Source organism: Thermosporothrix hazakensis (genome assembly GCF_003253565.1).
GTDB classification, from domain to species: domain Bacteria; phylum Chloroflexota; class Ktedonobacteria; order Ktedonobacterales; family Ktedonobacteraceae; genus Thermosporothrix; species Thermosporothrix hazakensis.
On the sequence record NZ_QKUF01000001.1, the window covers coordinates 789,419 to 810,774 of the forward strand.

Genomic DNA, 21,356 nt, shown 5'->3' on the forward strand with positions numbered 1-21,356 from the left:
AAGCACAAAAAAGCGGGTTGAGCTGCTCGCTAAGAACAGCCCAACCCGCTTGTAAAGATTCTTCCGCTATGCTCGTGTACGATTAGTTCTGCACCATTTCAGGGCTAGAGACAACAACTTTGCCGTCCTGAACATCAAGGACAACCTTCTGATCGCTGGCGATCTCACCTGCGAGCAGGGCATCAGCAAGCACGTCATCAACATGCGTCTGGATAGCGCGGCGCAACGGACGAGCGCCAAATTCCTCGTTAAAGCCTTCCTTCAGCAGGAACTCGCGCACAGCGTCAGTCGTTACCAGTTCAATCTTCTGCTCGCGCAGGCGTTCACGCACCTGCTCAAGCATCAGGTCAACAATCTGGTTGAGTTCTTCCTTACCCAGAGAGTGGAAGACAACAATCTGATCGATACGGTTGACGAACTCCGGTCGGAAGACACGGCGCAGACCTTCCAGCGCTTTCGAGCGCATCTCTTCGTGCTTCTCCTCGCGCTCCGAGTCACCCTTCTTGGTCACAAAGCCAAGATGTGCGGCTCGCTTGAGGTCCGAGGTACCGACGTTACTGGTCATAATCACTACGGTGTTCTTGAAGTCGACCGTGCGACCCTGACCATCCGTCAGGCGGCCATCATCCATGATCTGCAACAGCGCGTTAAAGACCTCTGGATGTGCCTTCTCGATCTCATCGAAAAGGATGACACTATACGGGCGCCGGCGAACACGCTCAGTCAACTGACCACCCTCATCATGGCCGACGTAACCCGGAGGGCTACCAAACAGACGCGAGACGGTATGCGGCTCCATGTACTCGGACATATCGAAGCGCAGCATATTGTCTTCGCCACCGAACAGTTCAGCCGCCAGAGCCTTCGCCAGCTCGGTCTTACCAACACCGGTAGGCCCGAGGAACAGGAACGAACCGATAGGTCGCTTCGGATCTTTCAGACCAGCACGTGAACGTCTGATCGCACGCGCCACAGCCGAGATGGCTTCGTTCTGACCGATCACCCGCTTACGCAGATCCTGTTCAAGATTGCGCAGATTCTGGCGCTCGCTCTCCAGCATCTGGCTGACAGGAACGCCGGTCCAGGCTTCGATCACACGGGCAACATGTTCAGGCGTGACGGTCAGCGCCGAATCGTCGTTCATCTGCGCCCGTGCTTTCTCAAGTTTGCTGAGTGTCAACAGTTCTTGCTGACGCATCAGGGCTGCACGCTCATAATCTTCTGCGTTGGCCGCAGCCTCTTTCTTACTCTGGATATCAGCAAGTTCTTTCTCCAGATCTTCGATCAACGTTGGAGTGACAATACCTTTCTCGCTCGCCTCCAAACGCAGGGAAGATCCAGCTTCATCTATAACATCAATTGCCTTGTCAGGCAAGAAACGGTCATTGATATAGCGGTCGGACAGCTTCACAGCCGCCTCAATAGCCTCATCGGTGATTGAGACGCCATGATGTGCCTCGTAGTTCGGACGCACAATCTTCAGCATCTCCTCCGCTTCCTCAACGGTTGGCTCATTGACCATAATTGGCTGGAAACGGCGCTCAAGCGCGGCATCCTTTTCAATGTGCTTGCGATACTCATCCAGCGTGGTTGCGCCAATACAGCGCAGCTCACCACGTGCCAGTGCAGGCTTGATCATATCGCCAGCGCCAACCGCACCCTCCGCAGCACCAGCGCCAACAACGGTATGCAATTCATCAATAAAGACAATCGTGTCTGGATTCTCGCGGAGCTCTTCAAGAATGGACTTGATGCGCTGCTCAAACTGGCCCCGGAACATAGCGCCGGCCACCATACCACCAATGTTCAGCGACACAATGCGCTTGTTGCGCAGATGAGGAGGCACTTTTCCATCCTGGATTCTGCGTGCCAGTCCCTCAACAATAGCTGTTTTACCAACGCCAGGCTCACCAATCAGAACCGGGTTATTCTTCTGGCGGCGCCCCAGAACAGTAACCAGGCGGCGCAATTCTCTTTCTCGTCCAGCCGCCGGATCAAGCTTCCCTTCCGCTGCTTCTGCTGTCAGGTCACGACCATACTGATCGAGCGTCGGCGTCTTGCTATGCTTGCCCTGTCGCTCGGCAGTTGCCGTATTGACGTTTCCAGAGGAGGCGGCTTTTCCACCACCCATATTAAAGCCAAAGGGGAAACCGCCACCCATCGGGCCTACGCCGTCCATACCGCCACCCATCTGCCCCATTGCATTCATAATCTCGTCAACGCAGGATTGACAGAGAAAGTGCGCCTCTCTTCGCCCATCAATAACCTGCTCAACACGTACACGGGCGGGATTTTTATGACAACGCTCACACTTCATAATCTATTATGCTCCTCTTCTTTCTCAGAAAAGTAGATCTCATTCCCATCTTCTTCGTTTAGCAAATCTGCCGAGCGACTGCTAAAAGTATACCACAGGCATAGCCCGCTGTCTAGCACTCTCTCAATATGATTGCTAACTTCACTTACTATAACATAGTGGCTCGATGTATTATTCCATTTATTCGGTTTCGATCTCGTTTTTTCAGTACCTTTTTCACGTTTAGACTCTTTGTTCCGATACGCGAAAGAGGTTTCATCAATAGGAAACAACGTACCATTGAAATCTATTTCCAATTCACAAACAGATGTTCCAGAAGCTCTATTGAAAGTGTCGCGCGTGCCTGCTACAATGCTCATAAAGCAGGCAATAGCACCCCTACCAACTTCAGCCACTGCTCTCCTGACAACCTCTGCACCACATCAGGTAGAGCCAGCGGCTTCCTTATATATTCTAAAAGGAATCTCTAAAGGACAAATACAATGCAAGATCCATTCTTGATGCACACACAAAACGCGGCGGAGCTCTTTCTGATCCGTCACGGCGACGCCATTCCGGGAGCAGACGAACTGATCCCTGGAGGACGCTATGATAATCTCCCTCTGAGTCAGATAGGACGAAAACAGGCGCTTGCCCTGGCAGAACGCCTCAAAAAGATCCATTTTGACGCTGCCTATAGCAGCCCCTTGAAGCGCTGTCAGGAAACCGGTGCGCCCTTGCTAGAACGCCTCGGCTTGCAGGCGCAGCTTGTTGATGGACTCCGCGAAATTAATCTGGATGAACTGGTGCCCATTGCCGAACATAACAATCCGCAGGAGATCGTCAAGGCGTTACAAGAGCGGCAGGACGACATTGTGCGTATTGCGGGCGAATCTGGAACATGGGATTCTTTTCCCAACAGCGAGCGCTCAAAGGACTTTCGCCGACGCGTCGTCACCACCATTGACGAGATTGCCGCCCGCCATATCGGTCAGCGCGTGCTCCTGTTCGCACATGGAGGAGTGATTAACGCCTATGCCGCAGAAGTTCTTCAGCTCGATAAGGAGTTTTTCTTTCCCTGCGTCAACACCAGCATCACCATCGTTCGAGTAAATCAGCAGCGGCGCGTTCTTTATATAATGAATGATATCGCTCATCTGCGTATCTTCTAGCTCAGGTAGACCCCGGCATTTCTTCAGAGATGCCGGTGGCCGAGCATTCCACGAATCAAAGCCGGAACCAATGGAGAGTGTTCGCGGCCATGATAGGCAGTATGGAGGACATATTCAGCAATTCCACTGACCAGGCGCTGTACCCCTTCAGGCATAGGGCGTTCTCGTAGCGCGACTACCAGTGGGCCCCGTTCTGTTTCCACGATGTCGAGGCTGTAGAGATCCAGGTCAAAGACCGCTCCAACTTGTCGAGCCAGTTGAAGCAGTTCTGGCGTAAAGCTCGTCTCATGATAGACGGTCTCTCCATCCTCGTTCTTTCCCCGACGCAGCGCATGCGCTTCATTGCCAATCACACAAATACGAAGATCAGGAACCGTTTTCGCGATCTTGCTCAGAAGCAGATACTCACCCTCGGGCCAGGGCGCGGAAGGCGTTTCGACAACCACAGCCGCCTTCTCGTTGCGCAGCGGGTGCAGCGACACGGGGTACATATCCGCCGCCAGCGGCTTTTCAGTAGAAAAAGGCGGAACTGCTATACCATGTGCCGCAGCATACCGTAACGCCTCCTCCTTCTTCCTGAGCAGGCGCAGCGCTCTCGCAGTATTCATCACCGGAATAGCATGCTCCTCGACTTGTGTTAAAAAAGAAAGAGTGGAATCTTCAGATATAGACCATGCAATATATGCATCATAAGCCTCGATCTGCGGAACCTGTTGGATATCCAGTCGTACGATTGCGCACTGATGCCCCCACTGTTCAAGCTGGTCTACCACAGCTTCGCAGACAAGAAAATCTTCCTCTATAGAATCAAGAAGAAAACAGAAACGCATCGCTCGCGTCCCCTCTCCTGTTGACTATTTCAACCCTACAAGAATGTTTCCAGTATACGTCAGCTGGAGCAAGAAATCTATGAGCTATGCAACAAAACGATCGATCCCGTGAAAGTGAAAGAGCGCTCTTTCACGACCACCGTAAACATGATATAATACTGACATGAGCTGTATGACGCTTTCCATCAACGCCAGCTTCATGCTGGAACAAAGCCATATTCTCTACAATCTACACAAACGTTACCTGCTGACAGCCGGGTAGCGATACCTCCTTTTTGCCCTCATAATAATCTGTATCTTTTTTCTGAACATTTCCCTGTATCCAACGATTATAAACAGAGAGAAGTATTTTCTACCAACTCCGGCATGTCTTTCCAGTGCCAGAATCCCTTCAGGTGTCCGTAGAGTGGTAGAAAGAGAATAAGTGAGAGGAAGAGAAGACAACTATGGATTTAAAGCAGAAACTCGCCGGTCTGGCACAGCGCTATGAAGAGCTGAAAGAGCTTATGGTACAGCCTGATGTCCTGGCCGACGTCTCCCTGCTGCAACGGTACGGCCGTGAACAGGCCGAACTGGCCCCGGTTGTCCAGAAATATACTGAGTTGACCGAGACCGAGCAGCAGTTAAAAGAGGCCCAGGAGCTCTATGAGCTTGAAGAGGGCGAGATGCGTGATCTTGCCTTTGAGGAGATGGAGCAACTGAAAAAGCGCAAAGAGAAGCTCCTTGAAGAGATTCAGATCGCGCTGCTGCCAAAGGATATTATGGACGACAAGAACGCCATTGTCACCATTCAGGGTGGCGCTGGCGGTGAAGAAGCGGCTCTCTTCGCAGCCGACCTCTTCCGCATGTATAGCCGCTATGCTGATAGCCGCCGTTGGAAGATCGAGGTCATGGATATTAACGAGACTGAACAGGGCGGCATTCGTGACGTCACCTTTACCGTCAAGGGCAAAGGCGCATACAGTCGGCTGAAATACGAGGGCGGCACGCATCGCGTTCAACGTGTCCCCACCACAGAGGCGAAAGGCCGTATCCATACTTCGACCGCGAAAGTCATTGTGCTGCCAGAGGCAGATGATGATATCGAGATTGAGATCAAAGACAATGATATCCGCGTAGATGTATATCGCTCCTCCGGTCATGGAGGCCAGAGCGTGAACACCACCGACTCGGCAGTGCGGATCACCCACCTGCCCACTGGTCTGGTGGTTACCTGTCAGGACGAGAAGTCGCAGTTGAAGAACAAGCAAAAAGCGCTCTCGGTGCTGAAAGCACGTCTGTGGGACATGGAGCAAGCTCGTCGCCAGGAAGAGCAGGGCAAAGCTCGCCGCTCCCAGGTCCAGACGGGCGATCGCAGTGAGAAGATTCGCACCTACAACTTCCCACAGGACCGCGTCACCGACCACCGTATTGGCCTGTCGAAGCATAATCTCCCCGGCATCCTGAACGGCAACATCGATGAGTTCATCGATAACCTGATTACCGTTGAGCAGGCCGAAAAGCTGCAAAGCATGTTTGCGGAAGTCTAATTGCCAGCCAGCACAAAAAAGGGCTCTCACTCCGTTCGTGGAATGAGAGCCTTTCTTTTTGACTGCGTTTCTATTTCTGGTCGTTGGTTGCGGCCTGATCTGTTTTCTTCTGAACCTGAATCGGCTTGCCCTCCCCATAGAGGAAACAATGGGTCCAGTGACCATGTCCCAGGTCGGTACGTCCAGGGAAGCGCTCTTTACAGACCGGCATCGCATGCGGACAGCGCGGATGGAAGCGGCATCCAGTCGGAGGTTTAATCAGGCTCGGGATCTCACCACGTGCGGGCAGCTTGGCGAAGCCCTGCCCCTTAATACGGTCGGGATCGGGGGCAGCGGACAACAATAACTGCGTGTATGGATGCTTCGGCGTCTGTGTGACCTCTTCACTTGGGCCACCCTCAACCATCTGGCCTGCATACATCACCAGCGTCTCTTCAGCGAAGTAGCGAGCGCTGGCAATATCGTGTGTGATATAGAGCAGCGCCAGCTTCTCTTCATCCTTCAGGCGACGCAGGAGGTTGAGGATATCCAGGCGGATCGAAACATCCAGCATCGAAACCGGCTCGTCGGCAAGCAGCACCTCCGGCTTGACAGCCAGAGCGCGCGCGATTGCGATACGCTGGCGCTGGCCACCGCTAAGCTGGTGCGGGTATTTCAGAATGAATTGCTCGGCAGGGGTCAGGTTCACACGGCGCAACAGGGCAAGCACCTGCTCGGTCTCCTCACGAGAGTTGCGCACATGGCCATGAATGCGTAGCGGGCGTGAGAGAATATAGCGAATACTATGAATCGGGTTAAGCGAACCAAATGGATCTTGAAAGACCATCTGCACGTGACGGCGATACTGGCGGAGCGCCGCTGCACTGCGCTGCAACTTCACCGGCTCTCCTCGGAAGAGAATCGAGCCTGACGTGGGATCGTACAGACGCGCCAGCATACGCGCAACTGTCGTCTTGCCGCTACCACTCTCACCAACCAGAGCGGTCGCACGCCCGGGATAGAGAGAAAGCGTTGCTTCTTCTACCGCATGCACAGCCTCGGGAGCGCCCCAGAGACGAACCTGACGGAGCGGGAAGTCCTTCTTGAGTTTGATAGCCTCCATGATTGGCTGAACCGATGTATCGAGTTCTGTGCGCATCTCTTGATTGGCAGTACTCATTCGTTACTCCCTTCCGGCCAGAGCTTCATAGCGCTGGGCAAAAACTTCTTTTGTCGGCGTAACGCCCGACTGGTAGCGCTTATCATACAGGTGGCAGGCGACAAGCTGGTTTGGTTTCTCGGGGGTCGCGGGCTGCAACTCGGGAACAACGCTGCGGCACTGATCATATACCAGCGGGCAACGATCCTGGAACGGGCAGCCTGTAGGAATATGGCGCAGGTCGGGAGGGGTGCCAGGAATACCGGCCATCTTGCGCCGTGGACCACGCAGATTCGGGAACGAGTTAAGCAAGCCAAAGCTATACGGGTGCCGGGGGTTGGTATAAATATCAACACTGCTCGACTTTTCAATCATGGTGCCAGCATACATAATCGCGATCTTGTCAGCCAGCTCGATCAGCAGCGAAAGATCATGCGTGATAAAGATCAATGCAGTGGAGAGCTCTTTACAGAGGGAGCTGATCAATTGCAGGATTTCACGCTGTACCACTACATCAAGCGCCGTGGTCGGCTCATCCATAATAATGATTTCGGGGTTTAGAGCCAGTGCAATCGCGATCGCGGCCCTCTGACGCATACCACCACTCAGTTCGTGCGGGTAGCTCTTGAGGCGATCGGGGGCAATACCAACAAGTTCGAGGAGCTCGGCGGCGCGCTTCTTGCGGCGATCGCTTCCCATATCCGGGCGGTGCGTCTTAAGCACATCCATAATCTGGGCACCGATGCTCATGACCGGGTTGAGCGAGTTCATGGCACTCTGGAACACCACGGCAAGGTCATTCCAGCGAAAGGCCCGAAGTTCCGCAGGAGAGAGACGCATAATATCCACCGGCTCACTACCAGTCTTGCGCGAGGAACGCTGAATCGCGTCCTGCTCCTCACGCGAAGCAGGAGGATGATAGATCACCTCACCGCCGGTAATATAGGCGGGAGGACGCAGCAGGCGGGCGACCCCAAAGGCCAGGGTTGACTTTCCGCAGCCACTCTCGCCTGCAAGCCCGAGAATTTCGCCACGATTGAGCGTAAAGCTGACTTCGCGGACCGCGTGCACGGTGCCGCTGGCCGCGAAGTAGTCGACGCTTAGATTTTTGACTTCAAGCAATGTTTCAGTTTTTGTCTGTGTAGCCATTAGACTATCACCTTCCTACGTTTCAGTTCCTTTGGTACAGGCTCACTGCGCAGGCGCGGATCAGCAATCTCATCAATACCGAAGTTGATCAAAGAGAGGCCGGCTCCAAGCAATGCAACACACAGGCCAGGTGGCACAAACCACCACCACTGCTGAAGCATCAATGCATTACTCTTATAAGCCAGTTGCAGCATACCGCCCCAGCTTGCATTCGACGGATCGCCCAGACCCAGAAAGTCCAGAGACGCAGAGAAAACGATCACAAACACGGTGGTGCTGACAAAGCTTGCCGCGATGATTGAAAGCTGATTGGGCAACACCTCAAAGAAAATGATGCGCCAGGTACTCTCACCGCTGGCACGCGCAGCCGTCACAAAGTCACGTCCACGCATTGTCAAAGTGACTGAACGCAACACCCGTGCGCCCCAGGCCCAGTTTGTGAAGGCAATGACCAGCGCAACCGTCAACTCATTGCGCGGGAAATAGGAGGCCAGCACAATTGCCAGAGGCAGAGAGGGCAGCACCAGGAAGACGTTTGTCAGCAGCGTCAACAGGTCATCAACCAGGCCGCCGAAGTAGCCACCAACCACCCCAACCAGAATCGAGAACAGTGTGACCAACGCCCCCGTTGCCAGACTCATAAACACGGAGGTTCGCGTTCCGGCGATGAGCTGCTTGAACAGATCGCGTCCGGTCGCATCGGTCCCGAGCCAATACTGTGCAGAAGGTGCTTGATTAGCGTTATGCGAGACCGCATTCGGATCACCCTGAATCAGCATGGGACCAATCAGGCCGACCAGGATAAAGAAGAAGACAACCACGCATCCAATTGCAACCTTCTTATTTGAGGTACAGGCTCGCCAGAAGGCAGAGAGAGCGCCGCCCAGCCGCTGAAAGAACGAGGGATGAAGCTGTGACTCAATCACAGCTTCAGCTTGAGAAGGAGCCAGCATACCTTTCTCCGTTTTCTGCTGCGAAGTAGCTACTGCGTCATCTGGATAGAAACTGGATTTACCCATATGTTATGCACTCCTCTCCTGACGCACCCTCGGGTCCAGAACCACATAGAGCATATCCGCAAGGAAATTCGCCCCGAGAATCGCCAGCGCGATAATCAGGAAGATGGTCTGAATCAGCGGGTAGTCCTGACCCTGCACCGCCTGCAAGAGCGAATAGCCGATACCGGGATAGGAGAAGATAATCTCAGTCATCAACTGACCGCCAACCACACCGCCGATCGCAATGGCAAAGCCAGAAATGTTCGGCAGGATCGCATTGCGGGCCGCGTAGGCAAACATCACTCGGCGTGAAGACAGTCCTTTCGCTCGGGCCATGAGCACGTAGTCTTCGGAAAGCGTTGTCACCATCGAGTTACGCATAGTGAGCATCCAGCCAGCAATAGAAGAGAGCACAATGGTCAGCGCGGGCAGGATAGAGTGAACGATAACGCTACCGATAAATTCGGGATACAGGCCAATATCCAGATCCAGGTCATAGCCATCAGAGAACGGGAACCACCGCAGGACAAACCCCAGATAGAAGACAATAATCATTGCCAGCCAGAAATAGGGAATCGCCGAGAGGAAGTTCATCAAGGGTACTAAGACCGAGTCACCCAGAGAGCCACGCTTCCAGGCAAGAACTGCACCGATCAAACTCCCGAGTAAGAAGCTCAAGACAACAGCCACGCCGCCCAGAATCAGGGTCCAGATCACACTCTGGCCAATTACATCAGAAACCTGGTTGGGATAGTAGGTATAGGACATCCCAAAGTTGCCACGCAATAGATCACCAAGATAGACGAAATATTGCTGCCAGAGTGGCATGCTGGAATTAATGCCGAAAGCCGCCTCAACCGCTTTCAGCATCTCGGGCGGAACCGGCCCTTTTTGTGCCAATCGAGCGACCAGAGCCTGCGCGGGGTTACCGGGGGCCAGACGCGGAATGAAGAAGTTCAATGTAATGGCAACCCACACGGCTGCCAGGTAGAAAAATATGCGACGGAGCAAGTGACGCATATTATTACTCCTTTGGTGTTACTCCTTGGGCAGATTTGTTGCGTATGCGCTTCTTCCTGAAAGGAGCCGGGATTTTACCGTTCTCCTCCTAAGAATAACCTATAGAGTATTTGGGAAGCAAATGTAACGCAATCTTTTGTGCCTTTCTCATACAATAAAGAATGGCCTGGGCCCTGCCAGGCCATTCCATGTATCGAGGCCACGGGCCTGAAGAGCGTGTGTCTTAGCTCTTCAGCTTCAGGTTGGTCACAACCATCAGGTTATCAGGGAAGGACCAGGTAGGACCAAGCGCGTACGCATTATCCTTATTCGGCCAACCGGTGAAATTCTTGGTGGTGTACTCGAACCAACCGCCAGCGTTGACCAGAGGGATGAACGGAACCTTCTCAACCATGACTTTCTCAAGGCCGTGAATGGCTTTCGTCTGCTCGTCCTTGTTGGCCGAGTTGCTGACATACTGATTGAGCAGCTTGTCAGTTTCGTCATCCTTCCAGGCGGACCAGTTCTGGCCGTTGTGGCCGATGTTGGCGCTGTTCAGGTGGTTGTTGAACTGATAGTAGGGAGAAGGACCGCTGTATGTACCACCGATCGAAAGATCATATTTCTGGTTGTTCAACGCATCGGTCCAGTTCGCCTGCTGCAAGCCATTCACCTGAATGTCGATGCCGATCTCTTTCAGGTTTGCCTGAATGATCGAGGCCATCTTTTCCCAGTCGGTCCAACCGGCAGGCAGGTTCAGCTTGAAGGAGAGCCGCTGACCATTCTTGGTGCGGACACCATCAGAGCCTTTGGTGTAACCGGCCTTGTCAAGAATCTCGTTTGCCTTTTCTTTATTGTACGAAATCTTTTCGAGGGAGCTATCAATGTAGCTGTTCTGGTTCGGGGTCACGAGGCCATACTGATTACCGCCATCAACATACCCACCCTCAGCCTGCTTGGCAAGCTGGTCACGGTCCAGAGCCCAGGCCATCGCCTGACGCAGCGCCACATCGTTCAGCGGCTCTTTGGTCAGATTGATGTACATGGAGAACATCGCGTACGGCGGCATCCAGTAATGATTGTTCTGCGGATCTTTGGACACGAAGGTCTGATCCAGGCTGCCCTCAGGGAAGAAGCTACCCCAGTCGATCTGACCGGCAATCAGTTTCTGCAAGAGGACGTTATTGTCTGTCACCTGCGGGAGGCGCAGTTCCTCAATCTGAACTTTGTCGGCCTGCCAGTAATCCGCGTTCTTCTTGTAAGTGATCATCTGAGGAGTCAGCTTATCAAACTTGAAAGGTCCGGTTCCAACAGGATCTTCGTTGTACGTCACAGGATCTTTGACTTTCTCAAAGATATGCTTTGGAACCATTGGCACCTGTGAAGCAAGGTTATAGAACAGCGGGGTATAGGACTGCTTGAAGGTAATCACAACCGTCTTCGCGTCGGGAGCTTCAGCACTGGTCAAGTAGTTCCACAAACCGCGGGTATCGGTTGCCGGGAACTTCTTCAACAGATTGTAGGTGAAAGCCACGTCTTCGGCGGAGAACGCCTGACCATCGCTCCATTTCACGTTCTCACGGATGGTGAAGGTCAGCTTCTTAAAGTCCTCGCTCCACTGATAGCTCGAAGCCAGCAGCGGCGTTTCTTTCCCGTCAATCTGGTTGACGAAATAGAGCGGCTCATACACAAAACCCAGAATGCCTTCATTCGCACTCGGGTTGAACGGGCTGGTCGCTCGCACATAGGGACCACCAACGTGGGCACCTAGATTGAGGATAGCTTTCTTATTGTTCGGTGTGGTGTTGTTTCCCGTCGCTGGGTTACCACCACCACAGGCCGTCAGTAAAACGGCAAAGAGTATGAGCACAGAGAAGAGTGCCATGCTCATCTTTGCTTTTACTCGCGCGGTCGTTGCGTGAGAGTTGGGAGACACAAGTAACCTCCTAACACTGACTTGGCGGCGCACTATCCCTGCCCGCCGCACAGCACAGCAAATAGATTTAGAATAGGGTCAAAAGAAAGATACCGATGAGTTCTGCCAGATGTGCACTATGTTACCACCATGGTAACGGGTTCACTGTTTATAGAAGCATCTACGCTTTTCGATGTATATTTCTCAGAGTAAAACCAAAGCAGGTATCTTTTGCTCTTCTCTTCCGGGTCTGCTTCTTTCCTCTGTTTTCCCGGTGGCTATCCTCTCCTTTCTGCCTTCCCCTTTTTCAAGGAGAGACATTGTTCAAGGTACAATTACGCTTCATCGCGTTCTGTCTGAAACAAAGTATGTATGTACTGTACCTCTTCTTTATCAAATCGTCAAGTCATCTAGACCACTAGACCATCAATTCCGCGCAATGATCCTGGAACTCGTTAGCAAAAGGTGCAGGGAACTGCTGATCTTTCGACGAGCGGCGTGTCTATTCGTTCGATTATGGCACATTATACTACGCATCAGCTCTAGAAAAGTTCTCAGCGTACGCTCGACTATTTCAAAAAAAGGAGAGCGGTCGATCAAACCACTCTCCTTCAGCTTAGCTCACCGGTTTGAGATTTAAGATGACCATAATGTTGTCAGAGTCAGTAACCTGAGCACTGGCATACGGGTTCTTTTCGTTTGGCCAGCCAGTAAACCGCTTATCGTTGTACTCAAACCACATCGCGGCATAGAGTAGCGGGATAGCCGGCAGCTTCTCCACCATAATACGCTGCAAACCGTTCAGCGCCTGCTGCTGCACTTTGGGGTCAATCGTGCCAGCATATTGATTCAGCAACTCGTTAGTCTCGGCATCACGCCAGCGCTCGTAGTTGGAGACGGCAGCTTCCCCTACGGGCGGCACCTGACTGCTATTGAGCAGCATATCATACATATAGAAAGGATGCGGCGAGGGCGTCGTTGTACCAAGTAGCATATCAAAATCGCCAAGCGAGCGGGCCTCATAATATTTCTGCACCGAGAGGCCATTCAGCTTGACCTCGATGCCAACCGCCTTCAAGTTGTCCTGGATAATCTTACAGACTTCAACCCAGTCACTCCAATCGGCGGGCACAACCAGATTAAACGAGAGCCGGGTTCCCAGTGATGATTGCAGGATACCATCCGCTCCAGCGCGATAGCCTTGAGCTGCCAGCAGCGATTTCGCCTGATCCAGATCACGTGAGAACTTCAGGTTGGCATATTGCGGATCAAGGAACTTTTTATGTCCGGGCAAGACCACCGCCGTTGGACTTGCCACCGGCTCATAGCCGCCCTCCGCATCTTTAAACATCCGCTCGCGATCAAGTGCCAGACTGATCGCCTGACGGATGGGCAGGATATTGAACGGCGCACGCTCATGGTTCACAAAGAGCATCAGATTAGCATAGGGAGCAAACCAGTAGTGGTTATGGGCGGGATCTTTCTTCACATAGGTTGCGTTAATATCACCCGAGGGGAAAATTCCCGACCAGTCATAGCGACCACTTGCGACACCTTCCCACGCCTCATTATTATTTTTGAGTACATGGAACCGAACCTCAGAGATCTGCGCCTTGTCGGCCTGCCAGTAGCGCGTATTCTTGACATACTGCACAAGATATGGATCAAAGCTTTTCAAAAGATATGGGCCTGTCCCCACCGGGCTCTCATTGATAAAGTGGCCCGGGCGCGGATCGGCAACTCTGGAGAAGACATGTTCTGGCACCGGTGTTGTTTTTCCTACCGACCAGAGCAACGGCGGATATGGTCTGGCAAAGGATAAGACCACGGTGTACTGATCTGGTGCCTCTACATTTGCGAGATATGCCCAGAGGTTATTCACGTCCATCGAGGGATACTTTTTGAGCAGTCGGAAGGTAAAAAGAACGTCATTCGCAGTAAAAGGAATACCATCTGACCACATCACCCCCTTGCGTAAGGTCAGGGTCAATGTCCCCAGATCCTTCGAGAAACTATACCCGCTGGCAAGCCAGGGAGTCAGGGAGTTATCCATAATGTTCGTAAATATGAGCGGCTCATAGATCAAACTACTCACGCCCGGATTCGCTGTCGACGAAAAAGGATTCATATCTTTCGTATACTTTTCATCGACGGTTGCAATGCCATTAAGCACATGGGATTTCTGTTCTTTTGGCGTCTCTGCCCCGCCACTACACGCAGTGAGCAGAAAAGAGAGCACCAGCAGCATTAGCAAGAGCAAGGCCCCCGCCCGGCCCCGCTTGCTTGCCCTGTCTGACGTCGGCTTCATACAAACCTCCTGAACCGGAGAACCGCGCCTTAGCATGACGCGTCAATAGAAATAGATGTAGTGAAATGCATGTATTTATAAAATGCATACATCTCTCCCTTTGCTTCTCTCGATACGATAAGAAGTATCCTCTGGCATCACTGGAACGAAAGGGGAACCAGGAGAGCAAGGAAACACGTTCCAGATTTCATCTGGCGGAAATACAGTATACTACAGCTTAACTTCTAAGAAAAAACCTGTAGTCCTCCACTAGCACATTTTGGTATGGAGGACTACAGCGTAAGCGATTCCTCTGGTGAAGGGTACCTTCTCAGATGACAAGGCGTGAAGCGTGCCCGTCTCCCTTAACCAGAAATGCCCTCGTGAATAGCCTGTATCAGCGTACCATCATCGCCATCCATTTCCCAGGCCATAAGCCCGCCCAGGCCCTTACTCTTCAGGTAATTGATCTTATCTTTCAGGGCAACGGGATCATCCAGCGTCCAGAACGTTGACCCGTTAAACAGCCAGTAAGAATGGGTAATCGGATCACGGTAGCTGGTATAGCCCGCAAGCTTCTTCAGCACCTTATAGTCCTCAATGCCCTGTTCGTAGGTGCCCGGAGCTGGCTGCATATTCGGGCTTGTCTGATAGAGACCATTGTTCTGATTGGGCACATTTGTCCAGCCTCTCCCATAGAAGGGCACACCGAGCAAGAGCTTGCCTGCCGGAACCCCACCATTGAGATACTGCTGAATCGCAAAGTCGATGTTGTAGTTCTTCTGCACGCCCGTTGATGGATCATTCGGCGAAGGATACAAAGGCGACTGGAAATTTGTCGGCCCCTGCGCATCCCATGCACCGTGCATATCATAGGTCATAACGTTGACCCAATCAAGGTACTGCGAGAACGAGTTCACCTGAATCTTCTCGATTTTATCAACACCCGACGGAACTGCCGCCGTCAACAGGTAGTGCTTCCCGTTCTGAGCGCCGATCTCATCAAGCTGCTTGCGGAATTCGGCCAGCAAGGCAGTATAGTTCTGCGTGTCTTCCGGACGGTATGTATTGGGCGGAATGCCCCGGCTCGGGTCACCCTCAAAGGCAGGCATCGCCGGATACTCCCAGTCAATATCGATACCGTCAAAGATGCCAGCAGCGGCGCCATTCCCACCAGCAGGATCGCCATCTATCTGCGGCAAATTTCCCTTGATGTACTGGTCAATACAGGACTTAACAAAGGCCGCACGATTGGCGGGCAAAGCAGCATCCGAGAAACGCCCTGACCAGGTCCAGCCACCCAGAGAGATGAGGATCTTTACATTGGGGTACCTGGCCTTGAGTTTCTTCAACTGGTTGAAGTTCCCCTTCAAGGGCTGATCCCAGGTGTCGCCGACGCCATCAACACTCTCACTCGCCTGGAACGAGCGCTGATAATCGGCCCAGGAATCCCCCCACCCGGCGCGATTCTCCTCGTAGCATCGCAGGCTGGTGCTGATATTGCCGAAGGCATAGTTAATCGTCGTGAGAGTGTTCATTGAGCCAGATGTCACAAGATTCTTGACGTAATATTGACGCTCATAAATGCCCCACTGCACGAAGTAGCCCACAACCTGCTTCTTATTACCCGGTGGAGGCGTTGGCGTTACGGTCGGAGTTGTTGGAATCGGGGTCACGGTCGGAGTTGTTGGTGTCGGAGTTGGCGTTGTCGGGGTCGGAGTCGGGCCGGTGTTGCCGCCGGGCTCTACACCCCAGACGAGTTGACCGTTCCGATACAGAGTAACATGATCCCAGTCGACAAATGCCGTCTTGCTGGCATCATACGAGTAGTCGTTACTTTGCGTAAAGGTGCTCCAATCCGACTTATAGATACGGAGTTGAATTTCACCGGTGTTGCTATTCGCGTTCACTGTTCCTGATGAGAAGCCAAGTTCAACATAGGAATCGGCCTGCGGTTTGGGGGAGGCAAGTGTTCCGGTTGTGCGCGTAATCGAGCCACACCCGATCACCGCCCAATCACAGGCCACATTCACAGTTGCATTGGAGTCACGCGTAAACCAATATCGGACCTTCAGTTCGGACAACGAGACGTTGGCACTCCCGGTATTCACGATCCGTAGCCATGGAGTTAATTCCTGTGCAGTTGCGCCCCCGGAGCCCCGGTACTGGACTTTCACATCAGAGGCAGCTCGCGCCCCAAGTGGCTGACAGAGCGCGATCAGGCCAGAGGAGACCAGGACAAAGAGCAGAGGAACAATAAGCATCGGTAGTCGATAGCGTTGTAGCATACAACAATCCTTTCCGGCATCCTGCCAGGAGATTGCACTATCTATTCCGGAGCTACAATGACTTCCTTGTACTACAAGGACTGACGCTACAAACAAGGAAGGGCCACAGGCACACTTTTTGCCCTCTCTTTTCTGATGAAAGCTACAGAGGAATCGCTTCTGCTAAAAACTGTACCTACAAATAACGTATTTGTCAAGACATCTAGACCACTATACTACAGCGTATGGTATAGTAGTGAAAGAAGATCTGACGCTTTTTCTCCATGATGGACTTTCAGCAGGAGGATTCAGATGTCATCGCTGCTTGAACAAGAAATATACAGTCAGCCCCAGGTCATTACAACACTCCTGGAGCAAGAAACACAGCATATCTCCGAGATCGTCGCTCAGTTACCACCCTTCGACTATATCGTTATCGCTGCTCGTGGCTCATCCGACCACGCGGCCACTTACGCCAAGTATGCCTGGTCAACGCTCGGAGGCTATCCTATTGCCCTGGCCGCTCCCTCCCTTCATACGCTCTATAAGCACCCGCCACGCCTCCATAACGCGCTGGTCGTGGGCATCTCGCAATCCGGCCAATCGCCCGATATTGTTTCCGTGCTGGAAGAGGCAAAACGACAGGGACGACCCACCATCGCCATTACTAATGATGCGAACTCACCACTCGCTACTATCGCGGATCACGTCGTTGAACTGCATGCAGGGCTCGAACGAGCAGTAGCCGCCACCAAAACCTACACGGCACAGCTTGCTGTCATGATGCTGTTTGCCGCGGCTCTTAGCGGAGACCAGCAGCGCTTTGAAGAGATCAAGCAGATACCGGAGGCAATGACGCGTACCCTTGAGCGCTCAAAGCAACTGGCACCACTTGCCGAGCGATATCGCTATATGGAACATTGCGTTGTTGTCGGGCGCGGCTATAACTATTCGACCTCGTTCGAGCTCGGACTGAAGCTTAAGGAACTCACCTATGTGATGGCAATCTCCTATTCCTCCGCTGACTTCCGTCACGGGCCGATTGCCACCATCGACAGCGGTACACCAACCATTCTGATTATGCCCCGGGGAGCCGCCTATCAGGACATGATCGAGCTGGCCAAAGATCTCCAGAAGCTTGAAGCCGAGCTCCTGATCATTTCAGACTCAGAGCAGGCGTTAGAACTCGCTCAAACGCCAATGCCCATTGCGGCGGCCCTGCCCGAGTGGCTCAGTCCGATCACTGCCATCTTGCCCGGGCAGGTTCTGGCATTGCATCTTACCCTGGCAAAACGCCTTAACCCGGATGTACCGCGCGGGCTCCAAAAAGTCACACGGACGCTTTAAGAAAGCAAACAACGCACCGAAGCGGCTCATTCGGTGCGTTGTTTTTTGCAAGCCAGAAGACTACAGGAAGCGCTCGCGCCAGTCCTCGGTTGCATATATAATCCGGCCACGACAGATAGTTGCTTGCAGGGTCAATGAGGAATCAAAAAGCAGCAGGTCCGCGTCATAGCCCGTCTTGAGCAGACCTTTGCGGGAATCCACATGAATCGATTGCGCCGGGTTCAGGGTCATCATCGTGATAGCCTCCTGGAGATTGACACCGGTCAGTTCAAGCACATTATGCAACCCCTTATCCAACGTCAGGATACTCCCGGCAAGGGTGCCATCCTTAAAACGGGCAGCGCCACACATAGCATAGACGGTCTGACCAGCAAATTCAAATACAGCATCGGGAATACCAGCGCCAGCCTGAGCGTCGGTGACGATAATCGTGCGGTCCGGACCGAGCAGCTTCACCAGTACACGCATCATGGCCGGGTCCACATGATAGCCATCAGGAATCAGTTCGCCCTTCACATGTTTCGGCGCTTCAAATAGAGCGGGCAGCGGGCCAGGCTCGCGGTGTAGCATCGGACGCATCGCATTGAAGCAGTGGGTTACATGGGTGATACCCTGCGCGAAAGCATCCTTCGCCTGCTGGTAGTCAGCCTCGGTATGCCCCATACTGACCGTAACCTGTGCCTCCACCAGTTGCTTGATCATCTCGGGCGCACCGGGCAGCTCTGGCGCCAGCGTGACCAGCCGTAGATGACCGTTCGTCACGCGTAGCACCTCTTCTGTTTCCTCTGGATCAGGAATACGCAGCCACTCAGGCGGATGAGCCCCACGCTTCTTGACATTGATATACGGGCCCTCAAGATGGATACCGAGCGGTTCTGCTCCGTCCTGCTGGTGCTCAATTGCTTGAACGGCGGTCTCCATTTGAGCGACAGGGACACAATTTGGCGTCCCGACAACCGCGACCAGATAGGAAGTCACACCGGTTGACGCAACCCAGCGCGAGTAAGCATAAATCTGCTCAACCTTAGTTGTATGGAGCTCGAAGCCGCCACCCCCATGTGTATGGACATCAATAAAGCCGGGAGTCACAATCATCCCTGATACATCTATGACCTTCCCGGCTACAGTCAAAGTTGCTCCCACGCTCTGGATCTTCTCACCATCAACAATAATGTCTCCTGCGGGAAGATCGGTTGAAGCATCGACAAGGCGCGCACCTCGTAATGTGAAACCCATGAGTTTTTCTCCTTTGAATTTTTTCACTCCGGTTTGTTTCTGTTCGTCACTAGCTCTTGAGTGTTCATGGAAATAGCACGTATTACCAACGTTCTCTATCGTACCCCGTCTTGCGTCTCTTGACGAGTGTTCAAAATTATGAGATTATTCAAGGAGAAGGTGGTATATACAATTATACCAATTATATCACCTTGATACTTTTACCTCTCATTGTAGCAGGCAGGCATAGGTACAAAATCACACTCTATGGCGCAAGCTGAGAAGAGAGTTCAGGCCGGGCTGATGAGCGCATCAGACAAGCTCGGGAGCTTGTATTCCGGGCATATCTCTCCGACAGGTGAAAAGATAGGACAAGCTTTTGTATGAGTTCTCTTTTTAAAAAAGGTCCCCTCCCCCGCTATTATCAACTCAAAGAGATTATGCGGGAGAAAATAGAAGCCGGGGAATGGAAACCCGGGGACCTGATCCCCTCAGAACGCGAGCTCTGCGAACAGTACGGCATCAGCCGCATGACAGCGAGGCAGGCCATCACAGAACTTGTCAATGAAGGGCTCTTCTTCCGTGAGCAAGGGAGAGGCACGTTTGTCAGTCATCAGAAGATCACACAGCAACTCATACGACTGACCAGCTTTACTGAAGATATCAAAGCGCGAGGACAGCAGCCAGGCACACGGGTCTTACTGGCACAGATGTGCACTCCAGACGAAGCGGCAATTACGCGGTTGCGTATCAAAGCCAATCAACCAGTATTTCACCTGCGCCGCTTGCGTCTCGCCAATGATGAGCCCCTCGCCCTGGAAAGCTCACACCTCAGTTTTATGGGTTGTGAGCGGCTGCTTGAAGAAGATCTGGGGCAATCGCTCTATGCGCTGCTCGAAAAAAAATATGGGCTTCCCCTCGTCGAGGCGGAGCAAGAACTTGAAGCCGGTATTGCCACGACTGAAGAGGCACAATACCTCAAGATACCGATCGGGAGCCCTGTCCTTTATATCCGCCGCACGACCTACACCGAGCGCAATATCCCTGTTGAATTTGCATCCTCGGTCTACTGCGGCCATAAGTACACCTTTTATGTCAATCTCAAGCGAGACCAGTTGCTGAGCAATCCATAGCATTCCTGTACCAGGACCATTATTTCGGCAAAAACCATAGCCAGTGAGACGCGCTATACGATATCCTGTAAAGAAATCTACTCTTTTTGGAGGCAGAGCAAAACATATGGCAACACCGAACCCCTCTCCCACTTCCCTCTATCTGGGTGTCGATGGTGGAGGCACCAAGACACTGGCCGTTATCGTGAATGGACAGGGGGAAGAACTGGCGCGTGGACAAGCTGGCAGCTCTAATATTGCAGCACTGGGCCTTGAAACAGCTACCCGAAATATCTTTCTCGCTGTCGAACAGGCAAAGGCCCTGCTTCAAATTCCTGACCCTATCACCATCAAGAAAGCCTGGCTTGGACTGGCCGGCTTTGAACGAAAGCGCGGCGACCACGAACGGGTTTTCCCTCTGGTCCAGTCGCTTGCTAACGATGTATTGATTACTAACGATTCGGAATTACTGCTGAGCGCACTTGATGGGGCTATTGGAATCGCGCTTGTCGCAGGCACTGGCTCGATCGCGATGGGACGAGATCACAATGGCAAGGTCAGGCGTGCCGGTGGTTGGGGGCATGTGATGGGTGATGAGGGCAGCGGCTTTGAGCTCGGTCGTCAGGCTCTCCACGCCGCTACACGTGCTGCCGACGGGCGAGGCCCGCAGACTCTTCTTCTCGACCTGATTCTGAGGTACTGGAAGCTCGATACGCCGGACGACATTATCTCATTTGTCTATCCGTTCAGCGAAAAGCATATTATTGCCGATCTCTCCCGCTGTGTCTTCGAGGCCGCGGAAGCAGGCGACACCGTTGCACAGCAGATTCTCGCTACCGCTGCCGCTGAGCTCGCTCTGGCAGTAGCGGCCCTGGGGCGACAACTGGACTTTCCAGAGAAACGCCTGCCCCTGGCGCTTGCGGGCAGTCTCCTTGTTCGACAGGAACATTTCCGCGAACAGATGCTGACCCACCTGCGCAAAGAATTTACCATCGGGCCGGTTGCCATTGTCAAGGAGCCCGGTGTGAGTGCAGCACGGGCAACCATTACGATGGGGCCGGCCAGCGATTGGAACGCACTCTAACACTCTCGGACTAGACGA

At 52.9% G+C, this 21,356-nt stretch carries 16 protein-coding genes; 5 read left to right on the plus strand and 11 right to left on the minus strand.

What is annotated here, in order from left to right; genetic code table 11:
- Window positions 1-82 precede the first annotated feature (82 nt).
- Together EI42_RS03380 and EI42_RS03385 are read right to left on the minus strand one after the other, a co-directional pair.
- Window positions 83-2,317, minus strand: a complete 2,235-nt coding sequence (locus EI42_RS03380; RefSeq protein WP_111318802.1) for an ATP-dependent Clp protease ATP-binding subunit — start codon at window positions 2,315-2,317, stop codon at window positions 83-85.
- Entirely contained in the window at window positions 2,314-2,712 is a 399-nt protein-coding gene (locus EI42_RS03385; protein WP_111318804.1) for a hypothetical protein, read from the minus strand. Before EI42_RS03385 ends, EI42_RS03380 begins: the two co-directional genes overlap by 4 nt.
- Window positions 2,713-2,799: 87 nt before the next feature.
- Between EI42_RS03385 and EI42_RS03390 the strand changes: the two genes are divergently transcribed.
- The gene (locus tag EI42_RS03390; protein ID WP_111318806.1) at window positions 2,800-3,468 is read left to right on the plus strand and encodes a histidine phosphatase family protein; all 669 of its coding nucleotides are present in this window, start codon (window positions 2,800-2,802) and stop codon (window positions 3,466-3,468) included.
- Window positions 3,469-3,491: 23 nt separating this feature from the next.
- Here EI42_RS03390 and EI42_RS03395 read toward each other — a convergent pair whose 3' ends face one another.
- The gene (locus EI42_RS03395; protein ID WP_111318808.1) at window positions 3,492-4,298 is read right to left on the minus strand and encodes an ATP-grasp domain-containing protein; all 807 of its coding nucleotides are present in this window, start codon (window positions 4,296-4,298) and stop codon (window positions 3,492-3,494) included.
- 446 nt (window positions 4,299-4,744) lie between these two features.
- Here EI42_RS03395 and prfA point away from each other — a divergent pair, with 446 nt between their 5' ends.
- Window positions 4,745-5,827, plus strand: coding sequence for a peptide chain release factor 1 (gene prfA, locus EI42_RS03400; RefSeq protein ID WP_111318810.1), 1,083 nt, complete (start codon window positions 4,745-4,747; stop codon window positions 5,825-5,827).
- 70 nt (window positions 5,828-5,897) lie between these two features.
- Here the strand turns inward: prfA and EI42_RS03405 are convergent, their stop codons facing one another.
- From EI42_RS03405 to EI42_RS03435, 7 genes are all read right to left on the minus strand, one after another.
- The gene (locus tag EI42_RS03405) at window positions 5,898-6,986 is read right to left on the minus strand and encodes an ABC transporter ATP-binding protein (protein ID WP_111318812.1); all 1,089 of its coding nucleotides are present in this window, start codon (window positions 6,984-6,986) and stop codon (window positions 5,898-5,900) included.
- Between the two features lie 3 nt (window positions 6,987-6,989).
- A complete protein-coding gene (locus EI42_RS03410; protein WP_111318814.1) occupies window positions 6,990-8,114 on the minus strand; it encodes an ABC transporter ATP-binding protein in 1,125 nt (374 codons plus the stop codon).
- The gene (locus tag EI42_RS03415; protein ID WP_111318816.1) at window positions 8,114-9,133 is read right to left on the minus strand and encodes an ABC transporter permease; all 1,020 of its coding nucleotides are present in this window, start codon (window positions 9,131-9,133) and stop codon (window positions 8,114-8,116) included. The genes EI42_RS03410 and EI42_RS03415 overlap by 1 nt, the downstream gene beginning before the upstream one ends.
- A gap of 3 nt (window positions 9,134-9,136) precedes the next feature.
- On the minus strand, window positions 9,137-10,132 hold the full coding sequence (locus EI42_RS03420; protein ID WP_111318818.1) for an ABC transporter permease: 996 nt from the start codon (window positions 10,130-10,132) through the stop codon (window positions 9,137-9,139).
- Window positions 10,133-10,355: 223 nt separating this feature from the next.
- Window positions 10,356-11,996 (minus strand): ABC transporter substrate-binding protein, encoded by a 1,641-nt coding sequence (locus EI42_RS03425; protein ID WP_170142319.1) that lies wholly within the window; start codon window positions 11,994-11,996, stop codon window positions 10,356-10,358.
- 646 nt (window positions 11,997-12,642) lie between these two features.
- Complete coding sequence (locus EI42_RS03430) at window positions 12,643-14,334, minus strand: ABC transporter substrate-binding protein (RefSeq protein WP_170142320.1); 1,692 nt, start codon at window positions 14,332-14,334, stop codon at window positions 12,643-12,645.
- Between the two features lie 344 nt (window positions 14,335-14,678).
- On the minus strand, window positions 14,679-16,601 hold the full coding sequence (locus EI42_RS03435) for a glycosyl hydrolase family 18 protein (RefSeq protein ID WP_111318824.1): 1,923 nt from the start codon (window positions 16,599-16,601) through the stop codon (window positions 14,679-14,681).
- Between the two features lie 291 nt (window positions 16,602-16,892).
- Between EI42_RS03435 and EI42_RS03440 the strand changes: the two genes are divergently transcribed.
- A complete protein-coding gene (locus tag EI42_RS03440; RefSeq protein WP_111318826.1) occupies window positions 16,893-17,927 on the plus strand; it encodes an SIS domain-containing protein in 1,035 nt (344 codons plus the stop codon).
- 60 nt (window positions 17,928-17,987) lie between these two features.
- Here the strand turns inward: EI42_RS03440 and nagA are convergent, their stop codons facing one another.
- A complete protein-coding gene (gene nagA, locus EI42_RS03445; protein WP_111318828.1) occupies window positions 17,988-19,163 on the minus strand; it encodes an N-acetylglucosamine-6-phosphate deacetylase in 1,176 nt (391 codons plus the stop codon).
- Window positions 19,164-19,525: 362 nt separating this feature from the next.
- Here nagA and EI42_RS03450 point away from each other — a divergent pair, with 362 nt between their 5' ends.
- Together EI42_RS03450 and EI42_RS03455 are read left to right on the plus strand one after the other, a co-directional pair.
- Complete coding sequence (locus tag EI42_RS03450; RefSeq protein WP_111318830.1) at window positions 19,526-20,275, plus strand: GntR family transcriptional regulator; 750 nt, start codon at window positions 19,526-19,528, stop codon at window positions 20,273-20,275.
- A 106-nt stretch (window positions 20,276-20,381) separates the two neighbouring features.
- Window positions 20,382-21,338, plus strand: a complete 957-nt coding sequence (locus EI42_RS03455) for a BadF/BadG/BcrA/BcrD ATPase family protein (RefSeq protein ID WP_111318832.1) — start codon at window positions 20,382-20,384, stop codon at window positions 21,336-21,338.
- The last annotated feature ends 18 nt before the right edge of the window (window positions 21,339-21,356 follow it).

Bases quoted from the DNA above. Each gene is read 5' to 3' on its own strand.
- EI42_RS03380 (WP_111318802.1), bottom strand. From the start codon at position 2,317: ATGAAGTGTGAGCGTTGTCATAAAAATCCCGCCCGTGTACGTGTTGAG.
- EI42_RS03390 (WP_111318806.1), top strand. From the start codon at position 2,800: ATGCAAGATCCATTCTTGATGCACACACAAAACGCGGCGGAGCTCTTT.
- EI42_RS03395 (WP_111318808.1), bottom strand. From the start codon at position 4,298: ATGCGTTTCTGTTTTCTTCTTGATTCTATAGAGGAAGATTTTCTTGTC.
- prfA (WP_111318810.1), top strand. From the start codon at position 4,745: ATGGATTTAAAGCAGAAACTCGCCGGTCTGGCACAGCGCTATGAAGAG.
- EI42_RS03405 (WP_111318812.1), bottom strand. From the start codon at position 6,986: ATGAGTACTGCCAATCAAGAGATGCGCACAGAACTCGATACATCGGTT.
- EI42_RS03410 (WP_111318814.1), bottom strand. From the start codon at position 8,114: ATGGCTACACAGACAAAAACTGAAACATTGCTTGAAGTCAAAAATCTA.
- EI42_RS03415 (WP_111318816.1), bottom strand. From the start codon at position 9,133: ATGGGTAAATCCAGTTTCTATCCAGATGACGCAGTAGCTACTTCGCAG.
- EI42_RS03420 (WP_111318818.1), bottom strand. From the start codon at position 10,132: ATGCGTCACTTGCTCCGTCGCATATTTTTCTACCTGGCAGCCGTGTGG.
- EI42_RS03425 (WP_170142319.1), bottom strand. From the start codon at position 11,996: ATGGCACTCTTCTCTGTGCTCATACTCTTTGCCGTTTTACTGACGGCC.
- EI42_RS03430 (WP_170142320.1), bottom strand. From the start codon at position 14,334: ATGAAGCCGACGTCAGACAGGGCAAGCAAGCGGGGCCGGGCGGGGGCC.
- EI42_RS03435 (WP_111318824.1), bottom strand. From the start codon at position 16,601: ATGCTACAACGCTATCGACTACCGATGCTTATTGTTCCTCTGCTCTTT.
- EI42_RS03440 (WP_111318826.1), top strand. From the start codon at position 16,893: ATGTCATCGCTGCTTGAACAAGAAATATACAGTCAGCCCCAGGTCATT.
- nagA (WP_111318828.1), bottom strand. From the start codon at position 19,163: ATGGGTTTCACATTACGAGGTGCGCGCCTTGTCGATGCTTCAACCGAT.
- EI42_RS03450 (WP_111318830.1), top strand. From the start codon at position 19,526: ATGAGTTCTCTTTTTAAAAAAGGTCCCCTCCCCCGCTATTATCAACTC.
- EI42_RS03455 (WP_111318832.1), top strand. From the start codon at position 20,382: ATGGCAACACCGAACCCCTCTCCCACTTCCCTCTATCTGGGTGTCGAT.